The 21979-nt window shown below is 58.1% G+C and carries 21 protein-coding genes and 1 pseudogene; 17 read left to right on the top strand and 5 right to left on the bottom strand.

Features of this window, described 5'->3' with window-relative positions; genetic code table 11:
• Positions 1–2: 2 nt before the first annotated feature.
• Positions 3–284, bottom strand: coding sequence for a DUF1145 family protein (locus tag USG84_RS20090; protein WP_014882110.1), 282 nt, complete (start codon positions 282–284; stop codon positions 3–5).
• On the bottom strand, positions 268–870 hold the full coding sequence (gene rsmD / locus USG84_RS20085) for a 16S rRNA (guanine(966)-N(2))-methyltransferase (protein ID WP_253540343.1): 603 nt from the start codon (positions 868–870) through the stop codon (positions 268–270). The genes USG84_RS20090 and rsmD overlap by 17 nt, the downstream gene beginning before the upstream one ends.
• 127 nt (positions 871–997) lie before the next feature.
• On the opposite strand from rsmD, the gene ftsY reads away from it, so the two are divergent.
• From ftsY to livJ, 6 genes are all read left to right on the top strand, one after another.
• Positions 998–2458, top strand: a complete 1461-nt coding sequence (ftsY, locus tag USG84_RS20080) for a signal recognition particle-docking protein FtsY (RefSeq protein WP_253540345.1) — start codon at positions 998–1000, stop codon at positions 2456–2458.
• Positions 2459–2460: 2 nt separating this feature from the next.
• The gene (gene ftsE / locus USG84_RS20075) at positions 2461–3132 is read left to right on the top strand and encodes a cell division ATP-binding protein FtsE (protein WP_003861525.1); all 672 of its coding nucleotides are present in this window, start codon (positions 2461–2463) and stop codon (positions 3130–3132) included.
• Positions 3119–4174 (top strand): permease-like cell division protein FtsX, encoded by a 1056-nt coding sequence (ftsX, locus tag USG84_RS20070; protein WP_028015142.1) that lies wholly within the window; start codon positions 3119–3121, stop codon positions 4172–4174. Before ftsE ends, ftsX begins: the two co-directional genes overlap by 14 nt.
• A gap of 251 nt (positions 4175–4425) precedes the next feature.
• A complete protein-coding gene (gene rpoH / locus USG84_RS20065; RefSeq protein ID WP_253540347.1) occupies positions 4426–5283 on the top strand; it encodes an RNA polymerase sigma factor RpoH in 858 nt (285 codons plus the stop codon).
• A 136-nt stretch (positions 5284–5419) separates the two neighbouring features.
• On the top strand, positions 5420–6685 hold the full coding sequence (locus USG84_RS20060; protein ID WP_253540351.1) for a 4-aminobutyrate--2-oxoglutarate transaminase: 1266 nt from the start codon (positions 5420–5422) through the stop codon (positions 6683–6685).
• A 197-nt stretch (positions 6686–6882) separates the two neighbouring features.
• Positions 6883–7983 carry a branched chain amino acid ABC transporter substrate-binding protein LivJ gene (livJ, locus tag USG84_RS20055; RefSeq protein WP_151412697.1) on the top strand — a complete coding sequence of 367 codons (1101 nt, stop codon included), beginning with the start codon at positions 6883–6885 and terminating at the stop codon, positions 7981–7983.
• A 109-nt stretch (positions 7984–8092) separates the two neighbouring features.
• Here livJ and panM read toward each other — a convergent pair whose 3' ends face one another.
• Positions 8093–8482 carry an aspartate 1-decarboxylase autocleavage activator PanM gene (gene panM / locus USG84_RS20050; protein WP_028015145.1) on the bottom strand — a complete coding sequence of 130 codons (390 nt, stop codon included), beginning with the start codon at positions 8480–8482 and terminating at the stop codon, positions 8093–8095.
• Between the two features lie 424 nt (positions 8483–8906).
• Here panM and livK point away from each other — a divergent pair, with 424 nt between their 5' ends.
• The 10 genes and pseudogenes from livK (at position 8907) to ugpQ (ending at position 18969) form a co-directional block, all read left to right on the top strand.
• A complete protein-coding gene (gene livK, locus USG84_RS20045; RefSeq protein WP_061099570.1) occupies positions 8907–10016 on the top strand; it encodes a high-affinity branched-chain amino acid ABC transporter substrate-binding protein LivK in 1110 nt (369 codons plus the stop codon).
• Positions 10017–10062: 46 nt separating this feature from the next.
• A complete protein-coding gene (gene livH, locus USG84_RS20040) occupies positions 10063–10989 on the top strand; it encodes a high-affinity branched-chain amino acid ABC transporter permease LivH (protein WP_028015147.1) in 927 nt (308 codons plus the stop codon).
• A complete protein-coding gene (locus USG84_RS20035; RefSeq protein ID WP_061099569.1) occupies positions 10986–12263 on the top strand; it encodes a high-affinity branched-chain amino acid ABC transporter permease LivM in 1278 nt (425 codons plus the stop codon). The genes livH and USG84_RS20035 overlap by 4 nt, the downstream gene beginning before the upstream one ends.
• Entirely contained in the window at positions 12260–13027 is a 768-nt protein-coding gene (gene livG, locus USG84_RS20030) for a high-affinity branched-chain amino acid ABC transporter ATP-binding protein LivG (protein WP_061099568.1), read from the top strand. The genes USG84_RS20035 and livG overlap by 4 nt, the downstream gene beginning before the upstream one ends.
• Position 13028: 1 nt before the next feature.
• On the top strand, positions 13029–13742 hold the full coding sequence (livF, locus tag USG84_RS20025) for a high-affinity branched-chain amino acid ABC transporter ATP-binding protein LivF (RefSeq protein ID WP_061099567.1): 714 nt from the start codon (positions 13029–13031) through the stop codon (positions 13740–13742).
• 250 nt (positions 13743–13992) lie between these two features.
• Positions 13993–15309 carry a sn-glycerol-3-phosphate ABC transporter substrate-binding protein UgpB gene (gene ugpB, locus USG84_RS20020; RefSeq protein ID WP_023326491.1) on the top strand — a complete coding sequence of 439 codons (1317 nt, stop codon included), beginning with the start codon at positions 13993–13995 and terminating at the stop codon, positions 15307–15309.
• A gap of 115 nt (positions 15310–15424) precedes the next feature.
• Complete coding sequence (gene ugpA / locus USG84_RS20015) at positions 15425–16312, top strand: sn-glycerol-3-phosphate ABC transporter permease UgpA (protein WP_151412698.1); 888 nt, start codon at positions 15425–15427, stop codon at positions 16310–16312.
• A pseudogene (ugpE, locus tag USG84_RS20010) lies at positions 16309–17154 on the top strand (sn-glycerol-3-phosphate ABC transporter permease UgpE). Before ugpA ends, ugpE begins: the two are co-directional and overlap by 4 nt.
• Position 17155: 1 nt before the next feature.
• Positions 17156–18226 (top strand): sn-glycerol-3-phosphate import ATP-binding protein UgpC, encoded by a 1071-nt coding sequence (locus USG84_RS20005; protein WP_047362620.1) that lies wholly within the window; start codon positions 17156–17158, stop codon positions 18224–18226.
• Complete coding sequence (gene ugpQ, locus USG84_RS20000; RefSeq protein ID WP_253540354.1) at positions 18223–18969, top strand: glycerophosphodiester phosphodiesterase; 747 nt, start codon at positions 18223–18225, stop codon at positions 18967–18969. Before USG84_RS20005 ends, ugpQ begins: the two co-directional genes overlap by 4 nt.
• Here the strand turns inward: ugpQ and USG84_RS19995 are convergent.
• The gene (locus USG84_RS19995) at positions 18953–19330 is read right to left on the bottom strand and encodes a DUF2756 family protein (RefSeq protein WP_151412699.1); all 378 of its coding nucleotides are present in this window, start codon (positions 19328–19330) and stop codon (positions 18953–18955) included. The two genes, ugpQ and USG84_RS19995, sit on opposite strands and share 17 nt — an antisense overlap.
• A 123-nt stretch (positions 19331–19453) precedes the next feature.
• Here USG84_RS19995 and ggt point away from each other — a divergent pair, with 123 nt between their 5' ends.
• Positions 19454–21199, top strand: coding sequence for a gamma-glutamyltransferase (gene ggt / locus USG84_RS19990; protein WP_320738435.1), 1746 nt, complete (start codon positions 19454–19456; stop codon positions 21197–21199).
• A 93-nt stretch (positions 21200–21292) separates the two neighbouring features.
• On the opposite strand, the gene yhhY is transcribed toward ggt, so the two are convergent.
• Entirely contained in the window at positions 21293–21781 is a 489-nt protein-coding gene (gene yhhY / locus USG84_RS19985) for an N-acetyltransferase (protein ID WP_253540360.1), read from the bottom strand.
• Positions 21782–21979: the final 198 nt, after the last annotated feature.

The raw sequence follows: 21979 nt of genomic DNA, 5'->3' as shown, positions 1-21979 counted from the left end.
CCTTACTTCTTCACCTGCGCCTTAAACTTCTTCATCCACACCAGCAGTTCAAACACGCCGAAAATAAACACCCGCAGCTGCTGCCAGCCGGTCATCGGCGGGCCATCTTTCGGCAGGCCGTTTTTCAGCATCACCATCTGCAGAGCGTGCATGAACGAGGTGAAAATCAGCGCCACGTTAACGAAAATATTCAACGGGCGCGGGAACGGGTGCACCAGATTCAAAATCAAAAATGCCCAGACGCCCAGCATCAGCAAGCGTCCCAGGTTAATCAGTACCGGCATCGGATCCTCCTTGTGCCTGACGGTGATAAAGACGATAAGCCACCTGGCCTGCAACCTTTTCGCGGTGCAGATCCCAGTGAACGGGAACGGGTGGCAGGCCGTTTTCCACTTCGCTTTCTACATAAATTAGCGCGTCATCCGCCAGCCAGCCATTGTGCTCCAGCAGGGTTAGCGTCTCTTCCAGCAGCCCCTTGCGGAACGGCGGGTCGACAAAGACCACGTTATGCGGCGTGCCCTGCTGCGCGAGGAAGCTCAGCGTATTGGTATTTACCACTTTCGCATTCGTCGCCTTCAGCGTCGCCAGATTTTGCTGCAGAGTCTGTGCGACGCCGCGCTCCATCTCCAGCAGCGTGGCGCTGGCAGCATAGCGCGACAGCGCCTCCAGACCTAAGGCACCGCTTCCGGCGAAGCAGTCCAGGCAGTGGGCGTCTACCATTGACGGGGCAAGCCAGTTAAACAGCGTCTCGCGAACGCGGTCGGTGGTGGGGCGTAAACCGGGGCTGTCCGGCACCGGTAATTTCCGGCCTCGCCACTGGCCGCCGATAATGCGAATTTGACCGGCCGGGGCGCGGGTGGGTTTCTTCATCTCAGGAAAGCTCTGTTAACCATAGCCCTGCGATTGCGGGCGGTGATGTCAATTAAGTAAAGTGTTAGACTATTTCATCATTTTTTTAGCTTCCCTGTATATAGCGCCGCGAGGAGTGTAGTCGCAGATGGCAAAACAAAAAAAACGTGGCTTCTTTTCCTGGTTGGGTTTCGGTGAAAAAGAGCAAGAAACAGAACAGAAAACCGAAGAACAACAGGTTGCAGAAGAGCAGTCACAGCCTGAAACGCCAGTAGAAACCGCTGCGGTTGTCGAAGCGGAAGAGCCTGCCCACAGCAAAGAAGAGATCGAGTCCTTTGCTGAAGAGGTGGTTGAGGTCACTGAGCAGGTTCAGGAGAGCGAGAAGCCAGAACCTGTCGTCATCGAAGCCGTTACCGAGGCGCCGCAGGCTGTAATCGAACACGAAGAGCTGCCGCTGCCGGAAGAGGTCAACGCCGAAGAGGTGTCTGCCGAAGAGTGGCAGGCCGAAGCGGAAACCGTTGAAATCGTTGAGGCGGTGGAAGAAGAAGCGGCACTTGAGCCAGAGCTGACCGACGAAGAGCTGGAAGCCCAGGCGCTGGCGGCGGAAGCGGCTGAAGAAGCGGTAATCGTCGTGCCGGTGGAAGAGCAGGCCGAAGAAGAGATCGTGCAGGAGCAGGAAAAACCGACCAAAGAAGGTTTCTTCGCGCGCCTGAAGCGCAGCCTGCTCAAAACCAAAGAAAACTTAGGTTCCGGATTTATCAGTCTGTTCCGCGGCAAGAAGATCGACGACGATCTCTTTGAAGAGCTGGAAGAACAGCTGCTGATTGCGGACGTCGGCGTGGAGACCACCCGTAAGATCATTGCCAACCTGACCGAAGGGGCGAGCCGCAAGCAGCTGCGCGACGCCGAGGCGCTGTACGGCCTGCTGAAAGACGAGATGGGCGAAATTCTCGCAAAAGTTGACGAACCGCTTAATATTGAAGGCAAAACGCCATTTGTTATTCTGATGGTTGGCGTCAACGGCGTGGGTAAAACCACCACCATCGGCAAGCTGGCGCGCCAGTTTGAGCAGCAGGGTAAATCGGTGATGCTGGCGGCGGGCGATACCTTCCGTGCGGCAGCGGTTGAGCAGCTCCAGGTATGGGGCCAGCGCAACAACATTCCGGTGATTGCCCAGCACACTGGCGCGGATTCCGCGTCCGTGATTTTCGACGCCATCCAGGCGGCGAAGTCGCGCAACGTGGACGTGCTGATTGCCGACACCGCAGGGCGTTTGCAGAACAAATCGCACCTGATGGAAGAGCTGAAGAAAATCGTTCGCGTCATGAAGAAGCTGGACGAAGATGCACCGCATGAAATTATGCTGACTATCGACGCCAGCACCGGGCAGAACGCCATTAGCCAGGCGAAGCTGTTCCATGAAGCGGTAGGGCTGACGGGGATCGCGCTGACCAAGCTGGACGGCACCGCGAAAGGCGGGGTGATCTTCTCCGTGGCCGACCAGTTCGGCATTCCTATCCGCTACATCGGTGTGGGCGAGCGTATTGAGGATTTGCGTCCGTTTAAGGCGGACGACTTTATTGAGGCATTATTTGCCCGAGAGGACTAACAATGATTCGCTTTGAACACGTCAGCAAGGCCTATCTCGGTGGGAGACAAGCGCTGCAGGGGGTGACGTTCCACCTGCAGCCAGGCGAGATGGCATTCCTGACCGGCCATTCCGGCGCGGGGAAAAGTACCCTGCTCAAGCTTATCTGTGGGATCGAACGGCCAAGCGCCGGGAAAATCTGGTTCAGCGGCCACGAAATTAGCCGTCTGAAAAACCGTGAAGTGCCGTTTCTGCGTCGTCAGATCGGCATGATTTTCCAGGATCACCACCTGCTGATGGATCGCACCGTTTTCGATAACGTGGCGATCCCGCTGATTATTGCCGGCGCCAGCTATGACGATATCCGCCGTCGCGTCTCTGCGGCGCTGGACAAGGTCGGGCTGCTGGACAAAGCGAAAAACTTCCCGATCCAGCTTTCCGGCGGTGAACAGCAGCGCGTGGGCATCGCCCGCGCGGTGGTGAACAAGCCTGCCGTACTGCTGGCGGATGAACCGACCGGTAACCTGGACGATGCCCTGTCCGAAGGGATTTTGCGTCTGTTTGAGGAATTCAACCGCGTAGGGGTAACGGTACTGATGGCGACGCACGATATGGGGCTGATTTCCCGACGTTCGTACCGCATGCTGACCCTGAGCGACGGGCATTTGCACGGAGGCCACGGTGAACAAGCGTGATGCAATGAACCAGATTCGGCAGTTCGGGAACCGGTTTGACCGTTTCCGTAAGCCGCAGGGCGGCGGTGACGGCAATCGTAATGCGCCTAAGCGCCAGAAAGCGGCGCCGAAGCCGGCTTCCCGCAAGACCAACGTGTTTAACGAGCAGGTGCGCTACGCCTTCCACGGCGCGCTGCAGGACCTGAAAAGCAAGCCGCTGGCGACGTTCCTGACGGTGATGGTGATTGCCATCTCCCTGACGCTGCCAAGCGTCTGCTACATGGTCTATAAGAACGTCAACCAGGCGGCGTCGCAGTATTATCCGTCACCGCAGATCACCGTTTATCTGGATAAAGCGCTCGACGATAACGCGGCGGCGCAGGTGGTCGGGCAAATCCAGGCCGAGCAGGGCGTGGAAAAGGTCAATTATCTCTCCCGTGAAGAAGCGCTGGGCGAATTCCGTAACTGGTCAGGCTTTGGCGGCGCGCTAGATATGCTCGAAGAGAACCCGCTGCCCGCCGTGGCGGTGGTGATCCCGAAGCTTGATTTCCAGGGAACCGATTCGCTGAATACCCTGCGCGACCGCATCACCCGCATCAACGGGATCGATGAAGTGCGCATGGACGACAGCTGGTTCGCCCGTCTTGCGGCGCTGACCGGGCTGGTGGGGCGCGTGTCGGCGATGATCGGCGTGCTGATGGTGGCGGCGGTGTTCCTCGTCATCGGTAACAGCGTGCGTCTGAGCATCTTCGCGCGTCGCGATACCATCAACGTGCAGAAACTGATTGGCGCAACGGATGGTTTCATCCTGCGTCCGTTCCTTTACGGTGGCGCACTGCTCGGTTTCTCCGGCGCATTTCTTTCACTGATATTGTCAGAAATTTTGGTGATGCGGCTTTCATCTGCCGTCACTGAAGTGGCACAGGTTTTCGGAACTAAGTTTGATATCAGTGGGTTAGGCTTCGATGAGTGCCTGCTGTTGCTGCTGGTGTGCTCCATGATCGGCTGGATTGCCGCATGGCTGGCAACGGTTCAACATTTACGCCACTTTACTCCCGACTAATAAAAGCGTGATATAATCTTTCCCTGCACCGAGATGTTCGCTCTGCAGGGAAAGCGTCCCTGTTGTCTCTTCCCCTGTTATCATCTCCATGTCACATTTTGTGCGTAATTTATTCACCGTTGCACCTGGAACTTGTGGATAAAATCACTGTCTGATAAAAGAGTGAATGCTAATCTCGTTGCTCAAACGCTTTGGCATGGTTGTTGCCTGACGGGGACAGCCTGGACCAGAAGAAACATTGAGAGGAATGAATGACCAAAGAAATGCAAACTTTAGCTTTAGCCCCTGTTGGTAACCTGGAATCTTATATCCGGGCTGCGAACACCTGGCCGATGTTAACGGCCGAGGAAGAAAAGGAGCTTGCTGAAAAGCTGCATTACCAGGGCGATCTGGAAGCAGCGAAAAAGCTGATCCTGTCTCACCTGCGCTTTGTTGTTCACATTGCTCGTAACTATGCGGGCTATGGCCTGCCGCAGGCGGACTTGATTCAGGAAGGTAACATCGGCCTGATGAAGGCTGTACGTCGCTTTAACCCGGAAGTGGGCGTGCGACTGGTCTCCTTCGCCGTGCACTGGATCAAAGCAGAAATTCATGAATACGTGCTGCGCAACTGGCGTATCGTGAAGGTCGCCACGACAAAAGCGCAACGTAAGCTGTTCTTCAACCTGCGTAAAACCAAGCAGCGTCTGGGCTGGTTCAATCAGGATGAAGTGGAAATGGTGGCGCGCGAGCTGGGTGTATCCAGTAAAGACGTCCGTGAGATGGAATCCCGTATGGCCGCGCAGGACATGACCTTTGATATGTCCTCCGACGACGACGCATCCGACAGCCAGCCGATGGCACCGGTTCTGTATCTACAGGATAAAACCTCTAACTTTGCCGAGGGCATTGAAGAGGACAACTGGGAAGATCAGGCCGCGAACAAGCTGACCCATGCGATGGAAGGTCTCGACGAACGTAGCCAGGACATTATCCGCGCCCGCTGGTTGGATGAAGACAACAAGTCCACGCTGCAGGAGCTGGCCGACCGCTACGGCGTTTCTGCGGAACGTGTCCGTCAGCTTGAGAAGAACGCCATGAAAAAACTTCGCGCCGCTATCGAAGCGTAATTACCGCGAAGTACACCGAGAACCCCTGGATGCGAGTCCGGGGGTTTTGTTTTTTTAGCGCCCGCTCTGGCGAATTCCCTCCCCCTGGCAAACACTTACTGATGCGCTAAGCAGGCGACTTTCTCAGGGGGACAGGGTGAAAAATACCGAACTGAACGACCGGCGTTTACAGGCGACGCCGCGCGGCATCGGCGTGATGTGTAACTTCTATGCCGACAAAGCCGAAAACGCCACGGTGTGGGACGTGGAAGGCAATGAGTATATCGACTTCGCCGCCGGGATCGCGGTGCTGAATACCGGCCATCGCCATCCCAAAGTCATCTCCGCTATTGAAAAACAGCTCCACGCGTTTACCCACACGGCCTACCAGATTGTGCCGTACGAAGGCTATGTCGCGCTTGCCGAGCGCATCAACCAGCGCGTTCCGATTGACGGCCCTGCCAAAACCGCCTTCTTCTCCACGGGCGCTGAAGCGGTCGAAAACGCGGTCAAAATTGCCCGCGCGTACACCAGACGCCCAGGCCTGATCGCCTTTGGCGGCGCGTTCCACGGGCGTACCTTTATGACCATGGCGCTGACCGGTAAGGTCGCGCCGTACAAGCTGGGCTTCGGCCCGTTCCCCGGCTCTGTGTATCACGCGCAGTATCCGAACGAACTGCACGGCGTCAGCACGGCGGAAGCATTAAAAAGCCTGGAACGCATCTTTAAAGCGGATATCGCCCCAGACCAGGTGGCGGCCATTATTCTCGAACCGGTTCAGGGGGAGGGCGGTTTCAACATCGCGCCCGCTGATTTTATGCAGGCTCTGCGCGCCCTGTGCGATACCCACGGTATCTTGCTGATTGCCGACGAGGTGCAAAGCGGCTTCGCCCGCACCGGCAAGCTGTTCTCGATGGAGCACCACTGCGTGAAGCCGGACCTGATCACCATGGCGAAAAGCCTCGCGGGCGGGATGCCGCTCTCAGCGGTATCGGGCCGCGCCGAGGTGATGGACGCGCCCGCGCCTGGCGGACTGGGCGGTACCTACGCGGGTAACCCGCTGGCGATTGCCGCGGCCCACGCGGTGCTGGACGTGATTGACGAGGAAGATCTCTGCACGCGCTCGGCGCATCTCGGCCATCATCTGGTAGAAGTGCTCAACAAAGCGAAGGAACACTGCCCGTTCATCGCCGACATCCGTGCCCAGGGCTCGATGGTGGCGGTAGAGTTTAACGATCCGCAATCCGGACAACCGTCGCCGGAATTCACCCGGCAGGTGCAGGAACGCGCGTTGAACGAAGGGCTGCTGCTCCTGAGCTGCGGCGTTTACGGCAACGTGATCCGCTTCCTTTATCCGCTTACCATCCCCGAAGCGCAGTTCCGTAAAGCGCTGGACATTATCTTCGCGTCGCTGACACGTTAAAGCCGCCAGCCCGGCGTTAAATCCTGTCGGGCTTATCATATTTTCATTTCAAATTAGCTATTCCAAAATCATAAAAATGGGGTATGTTTTAGCAGAGTATGCTGAAAAAGCGCGAACAGCACACCAATAACTGAAATAAAGCGCTGCACAACAACATCACAACAATCGTAATAACCATAATAATGGGGAATCTCAGGATGAACATGAAGGGTAAAGCGTTACTGGCAGGATGTATCGCGTTGGCATTCAGCACCATGGCGCAGGCAGATATTAAAGTGGCCGTGGTGGGCGCAATGTCCGGTCCGGTAGCACAGTACGGCGACCAGGAATTTACGGGCGCTGAACAGGCGGTTGCAGACATTAATGCCAAGGGCGGCATCAAGGGCGAAAAACTGCAGATCGTAAAATACGATGATGCCTGTGACCCGAAGCAAGCGGTCGCGGTGGCGAACAAAGTGGTCAACGACGGGATCAAATACGTTATCGGTCACCTGTGCTCCTCTTCCACTCAGCCAGCGTCTGACATCTACGAAGACGAAGGCATTCTGATGATCACCCCGGCCGCAACTGCACCAGAGCTGACCGCGCGCGGCTATAAGCTGACCCTGCGCACCACCGGTCTGGATTCCGATCAGGGCCCAACGGCGGCTAAGTACATTCTGGATAAAGTGAAGCCGCAGCGTATCGCGATTGTTCACGACAAACAGCAATATGGCGAAGGTCTGGCCCGTGCGGTGCAGGACGGTCTGAAGAAAGGCAATGCCAACGTGGTCTTCTTTGACGGGATCACCGCCGGTGAGAAAGACTTCTCCACGCTGGTGGCGCGTCTGAAGAAAGAGAATATCGATTTCGTTTACTACGGCGGCTACCACCCGGAAATGGGCCAGATCCTGCGCCAGGCGCGTGCGGCGGGTCTGAAAACCCAGTTCATGGGACCGGAAGGCGTGGCGAACGTTTCCCTGTCTAACATCGCGGGTGAATCTGCTGAAGGTCTGTTGGTGACCAAGCCGAAGAACTACGACCAGGTCCCTGCGAACAAACCAATCGTAGATGCCATCAAGGCGAAGAAACAGGATCCAAGCGGCGCGTTCGTCTGGACCACCTACGCTGCGCTGCAGTCTCTGCAGGCGGGTCTGAACCAGTCAGCCGATCCGGCTGAGATTGCCACCTGGCTGAAAGCGAACACGGTCGAAACCGTCATGGGGCCGCTGTCCTGGGACGCGAAGGGCGACCTGAAGGGCTTCGAATTCGGCGTGTTTGACTGGCATGCTAACGGTACTGCTACTGACGCAAAATAAAAGCAAATGGCAACCGTAAGGTTGCCATTTTAGTGTTTGCACCCTCTCCCCGTGGGAGAGGGCCGGGGTGAGGGCATCAGGCCGCACCGCACACATCACCCCGCACAAATCACCCCAAACGCTTCTCCCACCCGCTCTCCTGCGCCGTAAACCCTAACGCCTGCATAAACGCCGCCATCACGCCGCGGTCTTCCACGCCCACGTCGGCCATCCACCATGAGTTCACGTTCGGGTTTTCGCGGATCACTTCTTCAATTAAATACTGTCCTACACCGCGACGACGGGTCACGTCACGCACGCGCAGCGAATCCAGCGCTCCCTCCGTGCCGCTCAGGGTCACGCGAACCGCGGCCAGCAGGCGCTCGTTGAAGCGCGCGGCATAAATGCGGTGGTTCTCGTCAACATGCAGCGACGAAGGGGAATATTCCGGCCAGATCTTGCCCAGGTCGATATGATCCTGGTCGCTAAAGGTCACCAGACGCACGATAGTCAGTTTCATTAGCAGCTTGTCCAAATCAAATTGAGTAGAGGCAGTGTACTCAATTTATTCACTCAGCGGCTTCCTCTTTTTATTCTCATTAACCAGGTGATTAGTTTTTTAGCAATGCAATGGGCAGTGTGAAAACACATGGATCGAAAAATAAGCAGAATTTTAACCTGAATGGCAGCGATTTATTCGGCGCTTTGTACCGTTATTTTATGCTGCAAACTGCACTTTTATTTGTTTATCTCTGCCTGATTTCAGAATATTATCTTTCCTTAATCGCCTGAAAAATAGAGATTTTAGTCTGGTTTTTGACAAAAAACTGCGCTAAACCATTAAAGGCACTGGTAAAAATAGCGTTGTTCATTAAAAGTACAGAATGCTTTTTAACCATAATAAAACAAAATATAAACACGACATCACGAATGGGGATTCTGAGATGAAAAGGAACGCGAAGACATTTATCGCGGGAATGGTTGCACTGGCGATCTCGCATGCGGCCATGGCGGAAGAGATTAAAGTGGCGGTAGTCGGTGCGATGTCCGGCCCTGTTGCCCAGTGGGGTGACATGGAGTTTAACGGCGCGCGTCAGGCCATCAAAGACATCAACGCCAAAGGCGGCATCAAGGGCGACAAGCTGGTGGGCGTGGAGTATGACGACGCCTGCGATCCGAAACAGGCCGTTGCGGTCGCCAACAAAATCGTCAACGACGGCATCCAGTACGTCATCGGTCACCTGTGCTCATCCTCCACCCAGCCCGCGTCCGATATCTACGAAGACGAAGGTATTTTGATGATCACTCCGGGTGCCACCAACCCGGAGCTGACCCAGCGCGGCTATCAGCACATCATGCGTACCGCCGGTTTGGACTCCTCGCAGGGGCCAACCGCAGCGAAATACATCCTCGACACCGTTAAGCCAAAGCGTATTGCCATCATTCATGACAAACAGCAGTACGGCGAGGGCCTGGCGCGTTCCGTGCAGGACGGTCTGAAAAAAGGGGGCGCGAACATCGTCTTCTTCGACGGCATTACCGCCGGTGAGAAAGACTTCTCCGCGCTGATCGCCCGTCTGCAAAAAGAGAACATCGACTTCGTCTACTACGGCGGCTACTACCCGGAAATGGGGCAAATGCTGCGCCAGGCGCGCGCCACCGGTCTGAAAACCCAGTTTATGGGGCCAGAGGGCGTGGGCAACGCCTCCCTGTCAAACATCGCGGGGGATTCTGCCGAAGGCATGCTGGTAACGATGCCAAAACGCTATGACCAGGATCCGGCCAACAAGGCTATCGTGGATGCGCTCAAGGCGCAGAAGAAAGATCCGAGCGGTCCATACGTCTGGATCACCTACGCGGCCGTGCAGTCTCTGGCGACGGCCCTGGATCGTACCGGCAGCAAAGAACCGCTGGATCTGGTGAAAGATTTAAAAGCGCACGGGGCGAACACCGTGATTGGGCCGCTGAACTGGGATGAGAAAGGCGATCTGAAGGGATTTGAGTTTGGTGTCTTTAAGTGGCACGCCGACGGTTCGTCCTCGGTCGCCAAATAATTATCCCACCGCCCGGCTCACCGGGCGGGTATAAAAAGGTTTGCATATGTCCGAGCAGTTTCTCTATTTCCTGCAGCAGATGTTTAACGGCGTCACGCTGGGAAGCACCTACGCGCTGATCGCCATCGGCTACACGATGGTTTACGGCATTATCGGCATGATCAACTTCGCCCACGGCGAGGTGTACATGATCGGTAGCTACGTCTCCTTTATGATTATCGCCGCGCTGATGATGATGGGCATCGACAGCAGCTGGCTGCTGGTCGCCGCCGGGTTTGTCGGCGCGATTGTAATTGCCAGCGCCTACGGCTGGAGCATTGAGCGTGTGGCCTACCGGCCGGTGCGCAGCTCCAAGCGACTGATTGCCCTGATCTCCGCCATCGGGATGTCCATCTTCCTGCAAAACTACGTCAGCCTGACCGAAGGTTCGCGCGACGTGGCGCTGCCAAGCCTGTTTAACGGCCAGTGGATTGTGGGCGCCAGCGAAAACTTTTCTGCCTCTATTACCACTATGCAACTGGTGATCTGGGTCGTGACCTTTGTCGCCATGCTCGCCCTGACGCTGTTCATTCGCTACTCCCGCATGGGACGCGCCTGCCGCGCGTGCGCGGAAGACCTGAAGATGGCGAGCCTGCTCGGTATCAACACCGACCGCGTAATTGCGCTCACCTTCGTGATCGGCGCGGCGATGGCTGCCGTCGCAGGTGTGCTGCTCGGCCAGTTCTACGGCGTAATCAACCCGTACATCGGCTTTATGGCCGGGATGAAAGCCTTCACCGCGGCGGTTCTGGGCGGCATCGGCAGCATTCCGGGCGCGATGATCGGCGGCCTGATCCTGGGCGTGGCGGAAGCGCTCTCCTCGGCGTACCTGAGTACGGAATATAAAGACGTGGTGTCGTTTGCCCTGCTGATTCTGGTTCTGCTGGTTATGCCTACCGGTATTCTGGGCCGTCCGGAGGTAGAGAAAGTATGAAACCGATGCATTTTGCAATGGCGCTGCTCTCTGCTGCCATGTTCTTCGTGCTGGCCAGCGTCTTTATGGGCGTCCAGCTTGAGCTGAATGGCACCAAGCTCGTTGTCGATACTGCAGCTGATATTCGCTGGCAATGGGTATTTATCGGCACCGCCGTGGTGTTCCTGTTCCAGCTGCTGCGCCCGCTGTTCCAGAAGACGCTGAAAAATGTCTCCGGACCGAAATTCGTCCTGCCGGCGATCGACGGTTCTACCGTTAAGCAGAAGCTGTTCCTCGTGGCGCTGCTGGTGGCCGCCGTGGCGTGGCCGTTTATGGTGTCGCGCGGCACGGTGGATATCGCCACCCTGACCATGATTTACGTGATCCTCGGCCTGGGTCTGAACGTGGTAGTGGGGCTGTCTGGCCTGCTGGTACTGGGCTACGGCGGTTTCTACGCCATCGGCGCCTACACCTTCGCGCTGCTAAACCACTACTACGGCCTCGGCTTCTGGACCTGCCTGCCGCTGGCGGGGCTGGTCTCTGCCGCCGCGGGCTTCCTGCTCGGCTTCCCGGTGCTGCGCCTGCGCGGTGACTACCTGGCGATTGTGACCCTGGGCTTCGGCGAAATCGTCCGTATCCTGCTGCTGAATAACACCGAAGTGACCGGCGGCCCGAACGGCATCAGCCAGATCCCGAAGCCGACCTTCTTCGGCCTGGAGTTCAGCCGTACCGCCCGCGAAGGCGGCTGGGATACCTTCAGCAACTTCTTCGGCATCAAATATGACCCATCTGACCGCGTGATCTGGCTCTACCTGGTGGCGCTGCTGCTGGTGGTGATTACCCTGTTCGTGATCAACCGCCTGCTGCGCATGCCGCTGGGCCGCGCGTGGGAAGCGCTGCGCGAAGATGAGATCGCCTGCCGCTCGCTGGGCCTGAACCCGACCCGCATCAAGCTGACCGCGTTTACCATCAGCGCCGCGTTTGCCGGTTTCGCCGGAACGCTGTTTGCCGCGCGTCAGGGCTTCGTCAGCCCGGAATCGTTCACCTTTGCCGAATCCGCCTTTGTGCTGGCGATTGTGGTGCTCGGCGGGATGGGATCGCAGTTCGCCGTTATCCTCGCGGCCATCCTGCTGGTGGTCTCCCGCGAGCTGATGCGCGACTTTAACGAATACAGCATGCTGATGCTGGGTGGTTTGATGGTGCTGATGATGATCTGGCGTCCGCAGGGTCTGCTGCCGATGACGCGTCCACAGCTGAAGCTTAAGAGTGCGGAAGCGAAAGGAGAGCAGGCATGAGTCAGCCATTATTATCCGTTAACGGTCTGATGATGCGTTTTGGCGGCCTGCTGGCGGTCAACAACGTGAATCTGGATCTGCACAAGAAAGAGATTGTCTCCCTGATTGGCCCGAACGGGGCGGGGAAAACCACGGTCTTTAACTGCCTGACCGGCTTCTACAAGCCGACCGGCGGCACCATCATGCTGCGCGACCAGCATCTTGAGGGGCTGCCGGGCCAGCAGATTGCCCGCATGGGCGTGGTGCGTACCTTCCAGCACGTGCGTCTGTTCCGCGAGATGACGGTAATTGAGAACCTGCTGGTGGCTCAGCATCAGCAGCTTAAAACCGGCCTGTTCTCCGGCCTGCTGAAAACCCCGGCCTTCCGCCGCACGCAGGAGGAGGCGCTCGACCGCGCCGCCACCTGGCTCGACCGCATCGGCCTGCTGCAGCACGCCAACCGTCAGGCGAGCAACCTGGCCTACGGCGACCAGCGTCGCCTGGAGATTGTGCGCTGCATGGTGACCCAGCCGGAAATCCTGATGCTCGACGAACCGGCGGCGGGCCTCAACCCGAAAGAGACCAAAGAGCTGGACGAGCTGATTGCCGAGCTGCGCGATAGTCACGACACCACTATCCTGCTGATTGAACACGACATGAAGCTGGTGATGGGCATTTCGGACCGTATCTACGTGGTAAACCAGGGCACGCCGCTGGCAAACGGCACGCCGGAAGAGATCCGCAATAACCCGGACGTGATCCGCGCATACCTTGGTGAGGCATAAGATGGAAAAAGCGATGTTAACGTTCGACAAGGTCAACGCGCACTACGGCAAGATCCAAGCGCTGCACGACGTAAGCCTGCACATCAATCAGGGTGAAATCGTCACCCTGATTGGCGCCAACGGCGCGGGCAAAACCACGCTGCTCGGCACCCTGTGCGGAGACCCGCGCGCCACCAGCGGGCGGATTGTGTTTGATGATAAAGACATTACCGACTGGCAGACCGCAAAAATCATGCGCGAGGCGGTGGCGATTGTCCCGGAAGGGCGCCGCGTCTTCTCCCGCATGACGGTGGAAGAGAACCTGGCGATGGGCGGCTTCTTTGCTCACCGGGATGAATACCAGACCCGCATAAAATGGGTATACGAACTCTTTCCGCGCCTGTGGGAGCGCCGCATCCAGCGCGCCGGCACCATGTCCGGCGGTGAGCAGCAGATGCTGGCGATTGGCCGCGCGCTGATGAGCCAGCCGCGCCTGCTGCTGCTGGATGAACCGTCGCTCGGCCTGGCGCCGATCATCATCCAGCAGATTTTCGACACCATCGAGCAGCTGCGTAAAGAGGGAATGACTATCTTCCTCGTCGAGCAGAACGCCAACCAGGCGCTGAAGCTCGCTGACCGCGGCTACGTGCTGGAGAACGGCCGCGTGGTGCTGGAGGATACCGGCGATGCGCTGCTGGCGAACGAAGCGGTGCGGAGCGCGTATTTGGGCGGATAGGTAAAAACAAAAAGGCAACGAAAGTTGCCTTTTTTAGTGTTTGCTCCCTCTCCCTGTGGGAGAGGGACGGGGTGAGAGCACCCAACCGCACCCAACCAAAAACCCCTTCACACAACCATCATCCCCCTGACGCCTGGCTGTCACTTATCTGTAAGCAAACAGTTATTTTTCTGTCATTCGAGCATGTCATGTTACCTCGCGAGCATAAAACGCGTGATATCGCGCATCCGGCACAATAAGAGAGATGACAATGACATCGTTACGACACACAGCTTTGGGTCTGGCACTGGGTCTGGCTTTTGCGACGAACGCAATGGCTGTGACCACCATTCCGTTCTGGCATTCCATGGAAGGGGAGTTGGGTAAAGAGGTTGACTCCCTGGCGCAGCGTTTCAACGACACCCACCCGGATTACAAAATTGTGCCGGTGTACAAAGGTAACTACGAGCAGAGCCTGAGTGCGGGCATCGCTGCCTTCCGTACCGGCAACGCGCCGGCGCTGTTACAGGTTTATGAAGTGGGCACCGCCACCATGATGGCCTCCAAAGCCATCAAGCCGGTGTATGAAGTGTTCAAAGAGGCGGGCATCAACTTCGACGAGTCGCAATTCGTGCCGACCGTCGCGGGTTACTACACCGATTCCAAAACCGGCCACCTGCTGTCCCAGCCGTTTAACAGCTCCACGCCGGTGCTGTACTACAACAAAGACGCCTTCAAAAAAGCCGGCTTAGATCCGGAGCAGCCGCCAAAAACCTGGCAGGACCTGGCCGAATACACCGCGAAGCTGAAAGCCGCGGGCATGAAGTGCGGCTACGCCAGCGGCTGGCAGGGCTGGATCCAGATTGAAAACTTCAGCGCCTGGCACGGCCTGCCGGTTGCGACTAAAAACAACGGCTTCGACGGCACCGACGCGGTACTGGAGTTCAACAAGCCGGAGCAGGTGAAGCACATCGCGCTGCTGGAAGCACTGAACAAGAAGGGCGACTTCAGCTACTTCGGGCGTAAAGACGAATCCACCGAGAAGTTCTACAACGGCGACTGCGCCATAACCACCGCCTCGTCCGGCTCGCTGGCGGATATCCGTCACTACGCCAAATTCAACTACGGCGTGGGCATGATGCCGTATGACGCCGACGTGAAGGGCGCGCCGCAGAACGCCATCATCGGCGGGGCGAGCCTGTGGGTGATGCAGGGTAAAGACAAGGGCACCTACAAAGGCGTCGCCGAGTTCCTCGACTTCCTGGCCAAGCCGGAAAACGCCGCCGAATGGCATCAGAAGACCGGCTACCTGCCGATCACCAAAGCCGCGTACGACCTGACCCGCGAGCAGGGCTTCTACAGCAAGAACCCAGGGGCAGATATCGCGACGCGTCAGATGCTGAACAAGCCACCGCTGCCGTTCACCAAAGGCCTGCGTCTGGGCAACATGCCGCAGATCCGCACCATCGTGGATGAAGAGCTGGAAAGCGTCTGGACCGGGAAGAAAACGCCTCAGCAAGCGCTGGACTCCGCGGTAGAGCGCGGGAATCAGCTGCTGCGCCGCTTTGAGCAGTCGACGAAGTCGTAATTCAAACTAATCCCCTCACCCTAACCCTCTCCCCAAAGGGGAGAGGGGACGATTACACCCTCGCCCCTTTGGGGAGAGGGCCGGGGTGAGGGGGGTATACCTACAGAGCAAACCTATGTCCTCATCCCGTCCGGTGTTCCGTTCCCGCTGGCTGCCTTATCTTCTGGTCGCGCCGCAGCTGGTCATCACCGTTATCTTCTTTATCTGGCCTGCGGGCGAAGCGCTTTGGTACTCGGTACAAAGCGTCGATCCGTTCGGGCTTTCCAGCCAGTTTGTCGGGCTGGACAACTTCACCGCGCTGTTCCACGACAGCTACTACCTGGACTCCTTCTGGACGACGATGAAGTTCAGCGCGCTGGTGACCGTCAGCGGGCTGGTCGCGTCGCTGTTCTTCGCCGCGCTGGTAGATTACGTGGTGCGCGGCAGCCGTCTGTACCAGACCCTGATGCTGCTGCCCTACGCCGTGGCGCCAGCCGTCGCCGCCGTGCTGTGGATCTTCCTGTTTAACCCGGGGCGCGGGCTGATTACCCACTTCCTGGCAGAGTTCGGCGTTGAGTGGAACCACGCCCAGAACAGCGGTCAGGCGATGTTCCTGGTGGTGTTCGCCTCGGTGTGGAAGCAGATCAGCTACAACTTCCTGTTCTTCTTTGCCGCGCTGCAGTCCATTCCGCGCTCGCTGGTGGAGGCCGCGGCAATTGACGGCGCAGGGCCAGTTCGTCGCTTTTTCAGGCTGTCGCTGCCGCTGATTGCCCCGGTGAGCTTCTTCCTGCTGGTGGTAAACCTCGTGTACGCCTTCTTCGATACTTTCCCGGTGATCGATGCGGCCACCGCAGGCGGCCCGGTGCAGGCGACCACCACGCTGATTTACAAAATCTACCGCGAAGGCTTTGCGGGGCTGGATCTCTCCGCTTCTGCCGCCCAGTCCGTCGTGCTGATGTTCCTCGTCATCATCCTCACGGTGGTGCAGTTCCGCTATGTTGAAAGTAAGGTGCGCTACCAATGATTGAGAACCGTCGCGGGCTGACGATTTTCAGCCATACCATGCTGATTTTAGGGATTATCGTCATCCTGTTCCCGCTGTACGTGGCGTTTGTCGCCGCCACGCTGGACACCAAAGCGGTGTTCGACACGCCGATGACGCTGATCCCAGGCGGGCATCTCTTCGAAAACATGAAGACCATCTGGACCCAGGGCGTGGGCACCAACAGCGCGCCGTTCTAGCTGATGATGCTCAACAGCTTCATCATGGCGTTCGGCATCACCGTTGGCAAAATTACGGTGTCGATGCTCTCGGCCTTCGCCATCGTCTGGTTCCGCTTTCCGCTGCGTAACCTGTTCTTCTGGATGATTTTTATTACCCTGATGCTGCCGGTGGAAGTGCGTATCTTCCCGACGGTGGAGGTGATCGCCAACCTGAAGATGCTCGACAGCTACGCGGGCTTAACCCTGCCGCTGATGGCCTCGGCGACCGCCACCTTCCTGTTCCGCCAGTTCTTTATGACTCTGCCGGACGAGCTGATTGAAGCCGCGCGCATCGACGGTGCCTCCCCGATGCGCTTCTTCCGCGACATCGTGCTGCCGCTGTCGAAAACCAACCTCGCGGCGCTGTTTGTGATCACCTTTATCTACGGCTGGAACCAGTACCTGTGGCCGCTGCTGATTATTCAGGACGTCAATCTCGGCACCGCCGTGGCGGGCATTAAGGGCATGATCGCCACCGGCGAAGGCACCACCCTCTGGAACCAGGTGATGGCGGCGATGCTGCTCACACTTATCCCCCCGGTCGTTATCGTTTTAGCCATGCAGCGTGCGTTTGTGCGTGGTTTAGTGGACAGTGAGAAATAAGATGGCAGGTTTAAAATTACAGGCAGTAACCAAAAGCTGGGACGGCAAAACCCAGGTGATTCAGCCGCTGACGCTCGACGTGGCGGACGGGGAATTCATCGTGATGGTCGGCCCGTCCGGCTGCGGAAAATCCACCCTGCTGCGCATGGTGGCGGGGCTGGAGCGCGTGACGTCCGGGGATATCTGGATTGACCGCCAGCGCGTCACCGAGATGGAGCCGAAAGACAGAGGCATCGCGATGGTGTTCCAGAACTATGCGCTCTATCCGCACATGAGCGTGGAGGAGAACATGGCCTGGGGGCTGAAAATTCGCGGCATGGGCAAAGGCCATATCGACGAGCGGGTGAAAGAGGCGGCGCGCATTCTGGAACTCGACGGCCTGCTGAAGCGCCGCCCGCGCGAGCTCTCCGGCGGCCAGCGCCAGCGCGTGGCGATGGGGCGCGCTATCGTGCGCGATCCGGCGGTATTCCTCTTCGACGAGCCGCTCTCAAACCTCGACGCCAAGCTGCGCGTCCAGATGCGTCTTGAGCTGCAGCAGCTGCACCGTCGTCTCAAAACCACCTCCCTGTACGTGACCCACGATCAGGTTGAAGCCATGACCCTCGCCCAGCGCGTAATGGTGATGAACAAAGGCGTTGCCGAGCAGATTGGCACCCCGGTGGAAGTGTACGAAAAACCGGCCACCCGCTTTGTGGCGAGCTTTATCGGCAGCCCGGCGATGAACCTGCTGGAAGGGCGCATCAGCAGCGCGGGCACGCATTTTGAGCTGGAAAGCGGGATGGCGCTGCCGATCAACTGGTACTATCGTGGCTACGCCGGGCGTAAGATGACGCTCGGTATCCGCCCCGAGCATATTGGTTTAACCTCTCAGGCGGACGGCGGCGTGCCGCTGGTGATGGACACGCTGGAGATGTTGGGTGCAGATAACCTGGCGCACGGGCGCTGGGGCGAGCAAAAAATGGTGGTGCGTCTGGCGCATCAGGAGCGCCCGAAAGCGGGCAGCACGCTGTGGCTGCACCTGCCGGAAAACCATCTGCACCTTTTTGACGGTGAAACAGGACAACGAGTATGAGCAACTGGCCTTATCCCCACGTCGTCGCCCACCGCGGCGGCGGTAAGCTGGCCCCGGAAAACACCCTGGCGGCGATTGATGTCGGCGCGCGCTACGGCCACACGATGATCGAGTTCGACGCCAAGCTGTCAAAGGACGGCGAAATTTTCCTGCTGCATGACGACAACCTCGAACGCACCAGCAACGGCTGGGGCGTGGCGGGTGAACTGCCGTGGCGCGATCTGCTGAAGGTGGACGCCGGAAGCTGGTACAGCGGTGAATTTAAAGGCGAACCGCTGCCCCTGCTGGCGGAAGTGGCCGATCGCTGTCGCCAGCACGGCATGATGGCCAACATCGAAATAAAACCGACCACCGGCACCGGGCCGCTGACGGGCAAAGTGATTGCCCTTGCCGCGCGCGAGCTGTGGGAAGGGATGACCGCGCCGCTGCTGTCGTCCTTTGACGTCGACGCGCTGGAGGCCGCACAGGCGGCCGTGCCTGAGCTACCGCGCGGGCTGTTGCTGGACGAATGGCGCGAGGACTGGCGCGAGCTAACGACGCGCCTGGGCTGCGTCTCGATCCATCTGAACCACAAGCTGCTGGATGCGGCGCGGGTGAAAATGCTGAAAGACGCGGGTATGCATATTCTGGTTTACACCGTTAACAAACCCCAGCGTGCAGCCGAACTGCTGCGCTGGGGCGTGGACAGTATCTGTACCGATGCAATCGACCTGATCGGCCCGGACTTTAATTCTGCGGATTAAGCATTCTGCCATTCGACTGCGGCGGCAGCATGTGCTGCTGTCCGCTGCCTGTAGACGTCATGCCACCTAACATCCCGCCGTTTTTATTCGGCAGCGGCTGCTCGCGCACCTGCCCCTGCTGCACGCGCTGGGTGTTGGCGTTCATCTGGTTTTGCAGGCTTTGCTGCTGCATCTGGGTCTGCGTTCTCAGCTGCTGATTCAGCATCCCTTTTTGCTGTTGCTGCTGGCTCATCATCTCCGTCTGCATACGCTGCTGGCTCGGGATAACGTAACCCTGCTGGTTCGGGTTGTTCATGGTGTTGAGTGGCTGTGCGAGCGCGGCAAACGGGATCAGCGCCGTAAGAATCATCAAGCGTTTCATTGTCATTTCCTCCTCTTGAGGCCTCTCTTAAGTTTACCCTGATTTCACCATGACGATGATTTTTTAGGAGTTGTGAACCAGGCTTAAGCGGGGAATATGGATCCCTTCACCTGGAGAACAATAATGATGAAACCAACCTTCTTGCGCTGGGTCGCCATCGCCGCGCTGATGGCAGGCGGTACATTTAGCGTGGCGGCCAACTCGCCGGCGGCTCCTCCGGTCTCTTACGGCGTGGAGGAAGATGTTTTTCATCCCGTGCGGGCAACCCATGGCATGGTGGCATCGGTGGATGCGCTGGCAACCCGCGTGGGCGTCGATATTCTCAAGCAGGGCGGTAACGCGGTGGATGCGGCGGTCGCTGTCGGCTATGCGCTGGCGGTGACGCACCCGCAGGCGGGGAACCTGGGCGGCGGCGGCTTTATGATGCTGCGCACCAAAGACGGGAAAACTACCGCCATCGACTTCCGTGAAATGGCGCCTTCGCAGGCGTCCCGCGATATGTTCCTCGACGACCAGGGCAACCCGGACAGCAAAAAATCTCTCACCTCGCATCTTGCCTCCGGCACGCCGGGCACCGTTGCGGGCTTCTCGCTGGCGCTGGAAAAATACGGCACGATGCCGCTGAACAAGGTGGTGCAGCCTGCCATCAAGCTGGCGCGGGAAGGTTTTGTGGTGAATGACGCCCTGGCGGACGACCTCAAAACCTACGGCAGCGAAGTGATTCCAAACCATGAAAACAGCAAGGCCATCTTCTGGAAAGACGGCGAGCCGCTGAAGAAGGGCGATAGGCTGGTGCAGAAGAACCTCGCCAAAAGCCTGGAGCTGATTGCGGAGCATGGTCCGGATGCGTTCTACAAAGGAGCGATTGCCGACCAGATTGCGCAGGAGATGCAAAAGAACGGCGGGCTCATCACCAAAGCGGATCTGGCGGAATACAGGGCGGTGGAGCGCGAGCCGATTAGCGGCACCTACCGCGGCTACGAGGTCTTCTCCATGCCGCCGCCGTCCTCCGGCGGGATCCACATCGTGCAGATCCTCAACATTCTTGAAAACTTCGATATGCACAAGTTCGGCTTCGGCAGCGCGGATGCCATGCAGGTGATGGCGGAAGCGGAAAAACGCGCCTACGCTGACCGCTCTGAATACCTCGGCGATCCGGACTTCGTGAAGGTGCCGTGGCAGGCGCTGACCAACAAGGCGTATGCCAAATCCATTGCCGATCAGATCGACATCAACAAGGCTAAGCCGTCGAGCGAGATCCGCCCCGGCAAGCTGGCGCCGTATGAAAGCAACCAGACGACGCACTTCTCGGTGGTGGATAAAGAAGGCAATGCGGTGGCGGTAACCTACACGCTCAACACCACCTTCGGTACCGGGATTGTGGCGGGCAACAGCGGCATTCTGCTGAACAACGAGATGGACGACTTCTCCGCCAAGCCGGGCGTGCCGAACGTCTACGGGCTGGTCGGCGGCGATGCGAATGCGGTAGGGCCGAAGAAGCGTCCTCTGTCGTCCATGTCGCCCACCATCGTGGTGAAAGACGGGAAAACCTGGCTGGTGACCGGTAGCCCGGGTGGGAGCCGTATTATCACCACCGTGCTGCAGATGGTGGTCAACAGCATCGACTTTGGGATGAACGTCGCCGAAGCCACCAACGCCCCGCGTTTCCACCACCAGTGGCTGCCGGACGAGCTGCGCGTGGAGAAGGGCTTTAGCCCGGACACCATCAAGCTGCTGGAGCAGCGCGGGCAGAAGGTGGCGGTGAAAGAGGCGATGGGCAGCACCCAGAGCATTATGGTCGGGCCGGACGGCGCGCTGTTTGGGGCGTCGGACCCGCGTTCGGTGGATGATTTAACGGCGGGATATTGAACATCCCCCTCACCCCGGCCCTCTCCCCAAAGGGGAGAGGGTGTAATCGTTCCCTCTCCCCTTTGGGGAGAGGGTTAGGGTGAGGGGTCTATGTCACTTCATTCTCGCCATATAATACGCATCCACATACTCGCCGTTGCGCAGGCCGTAGCGCTTGCCGGTGCCTTCAATCTCAAACCCATGCTTTTTGTACACCGCGATAGCCGGTTCGTTATCCACAAACACCGTTAACTCGATGCGGTCGACGCGCAGCCAGTTGTCGCACATATCAATCATGGTTCGCATCAGCGCGCTGGCAACGCCCCGATTTTGCCACTGCGCACCCACACAAATACCGAAATCGGCAACGTGGCTGCGGCGCGGGCGTTGTGCGACGGCAATGCACAAATGCCCGGCGACGGTATCGTCGATGCAGGCGACCAGCTGCTTGATGCCGGGCTGGTCGGTTAGCCGGTCATGCCACATCTGCTCTGAGGGATGAGGAACCTGTAGCGTGTTGTGGTACACCTCCGGCTGGGCGTGGATCTGACGAATGGCGTCGTAATCTCTCGGTTCAGCGTGGCGTATCACTATCTCACTCATTCCTTGTTCCTCAGTCGGTTAAAAGTCCCCTCCAACATCAATGACTTTAAAATTTGAGTCAACCGCTATTTTTTGCAAAAAGTATTGGACAAGTGCGAATGAGAATGATTATTATTGCTTTGCATTCAGGAAGACCCCTACGGGAACCTGAAAGCACGACATTGCTCACATTGCTTCCAGTATTACTTTAGCCAGCTT

This window comes from Enterobacter sp. 168J2, from assembly GCF_034107265.1.
Lineage (GTDB): Bacteria > Pseudomonadota > Gammaproteobacteria > Enterobacterales > Enterobacteriaceae > Enterobacter > Enterobacter nematophilus.
The sequence above is the reverse complement of the archived record's forward strand: the minus strand, read 5'-3'. Positions and strand labels throughout refer to the sequence as shown.

What these genes read in the sequence shown, in the direction of transcription:
- rpoH (WP_253540347.1), top strand. Translation starts at nt 4,426, where the DNA reads ATGACCAAAGAAATGCAAACTTTAGCTTTAGCCCCTGTTGGTAACCTG.
- livK (WP_061099570.1), top strand. Translation starts at nt 8,907, where the DNA reads ATGAAAAGGAACGCGAAGACATTTATCGCGGGAATGGTTGCACTGGCG.
- yhhY (WP_253540360.1), bottom strand. Translation starts at nt 21,781, where the DNA reads ATGAGTGAGATAGTGATACGCCACGCTGAACCGAGAGATTACGACGCC.
- ftsY (WP_253540345.1), top strand. Translation starts at nt 998, where the DNA reads ATGGCAAAACAAAAAAAACGTGGCTTCTTTTCCTGGTTGGGTTTCGGT.
- livF (WP_061099567.1), top strand. Translation starts at nt 13,029, where the DNA reads ATGGAAAAAGCGATGTTAACGTTCGACAAGGTCAACGCGCACTACGGC.
- ugpA (WP_151412698.1), top strand. Translation starts at nt 15,425, where the DNA reads ATGTCCTCATCCCGTCCGGTGTTCCGTTCCCGCTGGCTGCCTTATCTT.
- livH (WP_028015147.1), top strand. Translation starts at nt 10,063, where the DNA reads ATGTCCGAGCAGTTTCTCTATTTCCTGCAGCAGATGTTTAACGGCGTC.
- ggt (WP_320738435.1), top strand. Translation starts at nt 19,454, where the DNA reads ATGATGAAACCAACCTTCTTGCGCTGGGTCGCCATCGCCGCGCTGATG.
- USG84_RS20090 (WP_014882110.1), bottom strand. Translation starts at nt 284, where the DNA reads ATGCCGGTACTGATTAACCTGGGACGCTTGCTGATGCTGGGCGTCTGG.
- ftsE (WP_003861525.1), top strand. Translation starts at nt 2,461, where the DNA reads ATGATTCGCTTTGAACACGTCAGCAAGGCCTATCTCGGTGGGAGACAA.
- ugpB (WP_023326491.1), top strand. Translation starts at nt 13,993, where the DNA reads ATGACATCGTTACGACACACAGCTTTGGGTCTGGCACTGGGTCTGGCT.
- panM (WP_028015145.1), bottom strand. Translation starts at nt 8,482, where the DNA reads ATGAAACTGACTATCGTGCGTCTGGTGACCTTTAGCGACCAGGATCAT.
- USG84_RS20005 (WP_047362620.1), top strand. Translation starts at nt 17,156, where the DNA reads ATGGCAGGTTTAAAATTACAGGCAGTAACCAAAAGCTGGGACGGCAAA.
- livJ (WP_151412697.1), top strand. Translation starts at nt 6,883, where the DNA reads ATGAACATGAAGGGTAAAGCGTTACTGGCAGGATGTATCGCGTTGGCA.
- USG84_RS20035 (WP_061099569.1), top strand. Translation starts at nt 10,986, where the DNA reads ATGAAACCGATGCATTTTGCAATGGCGCTGCTCTCTGCTGCCATGTTC.
- ugpQ (WP_253540354.1), top strand. Translation starts at nt 18,223, where the DNA reads ATGAGCAACTGGCCTTATCCCCACGTCGTCGCCCACCGCGGCGGCGGT.
- livG (WP_061099568.1), top strand. Translation starts at nt 12,260, where the DNA reads ATGAGTCAGCCATTATTATCCGTTAACGGTCTGATGATGCGTTTTGGC.
- USG84_RS19995 (WP_151412699.1), bottom strand. Translation starts at nt 19,330, where the DNA reads ATGAAACGCTTGATGATTCTTACGGCGCTGATCCCGTTTGCCGCGCTC.
- rsmD (WP_253540343.1), bottom strand. Translation starts at nt 870, where the DNA reads ATGAAGAAACCCACCCGCGCCCCGGCCGGTCAAATTCGCATTATCGGC.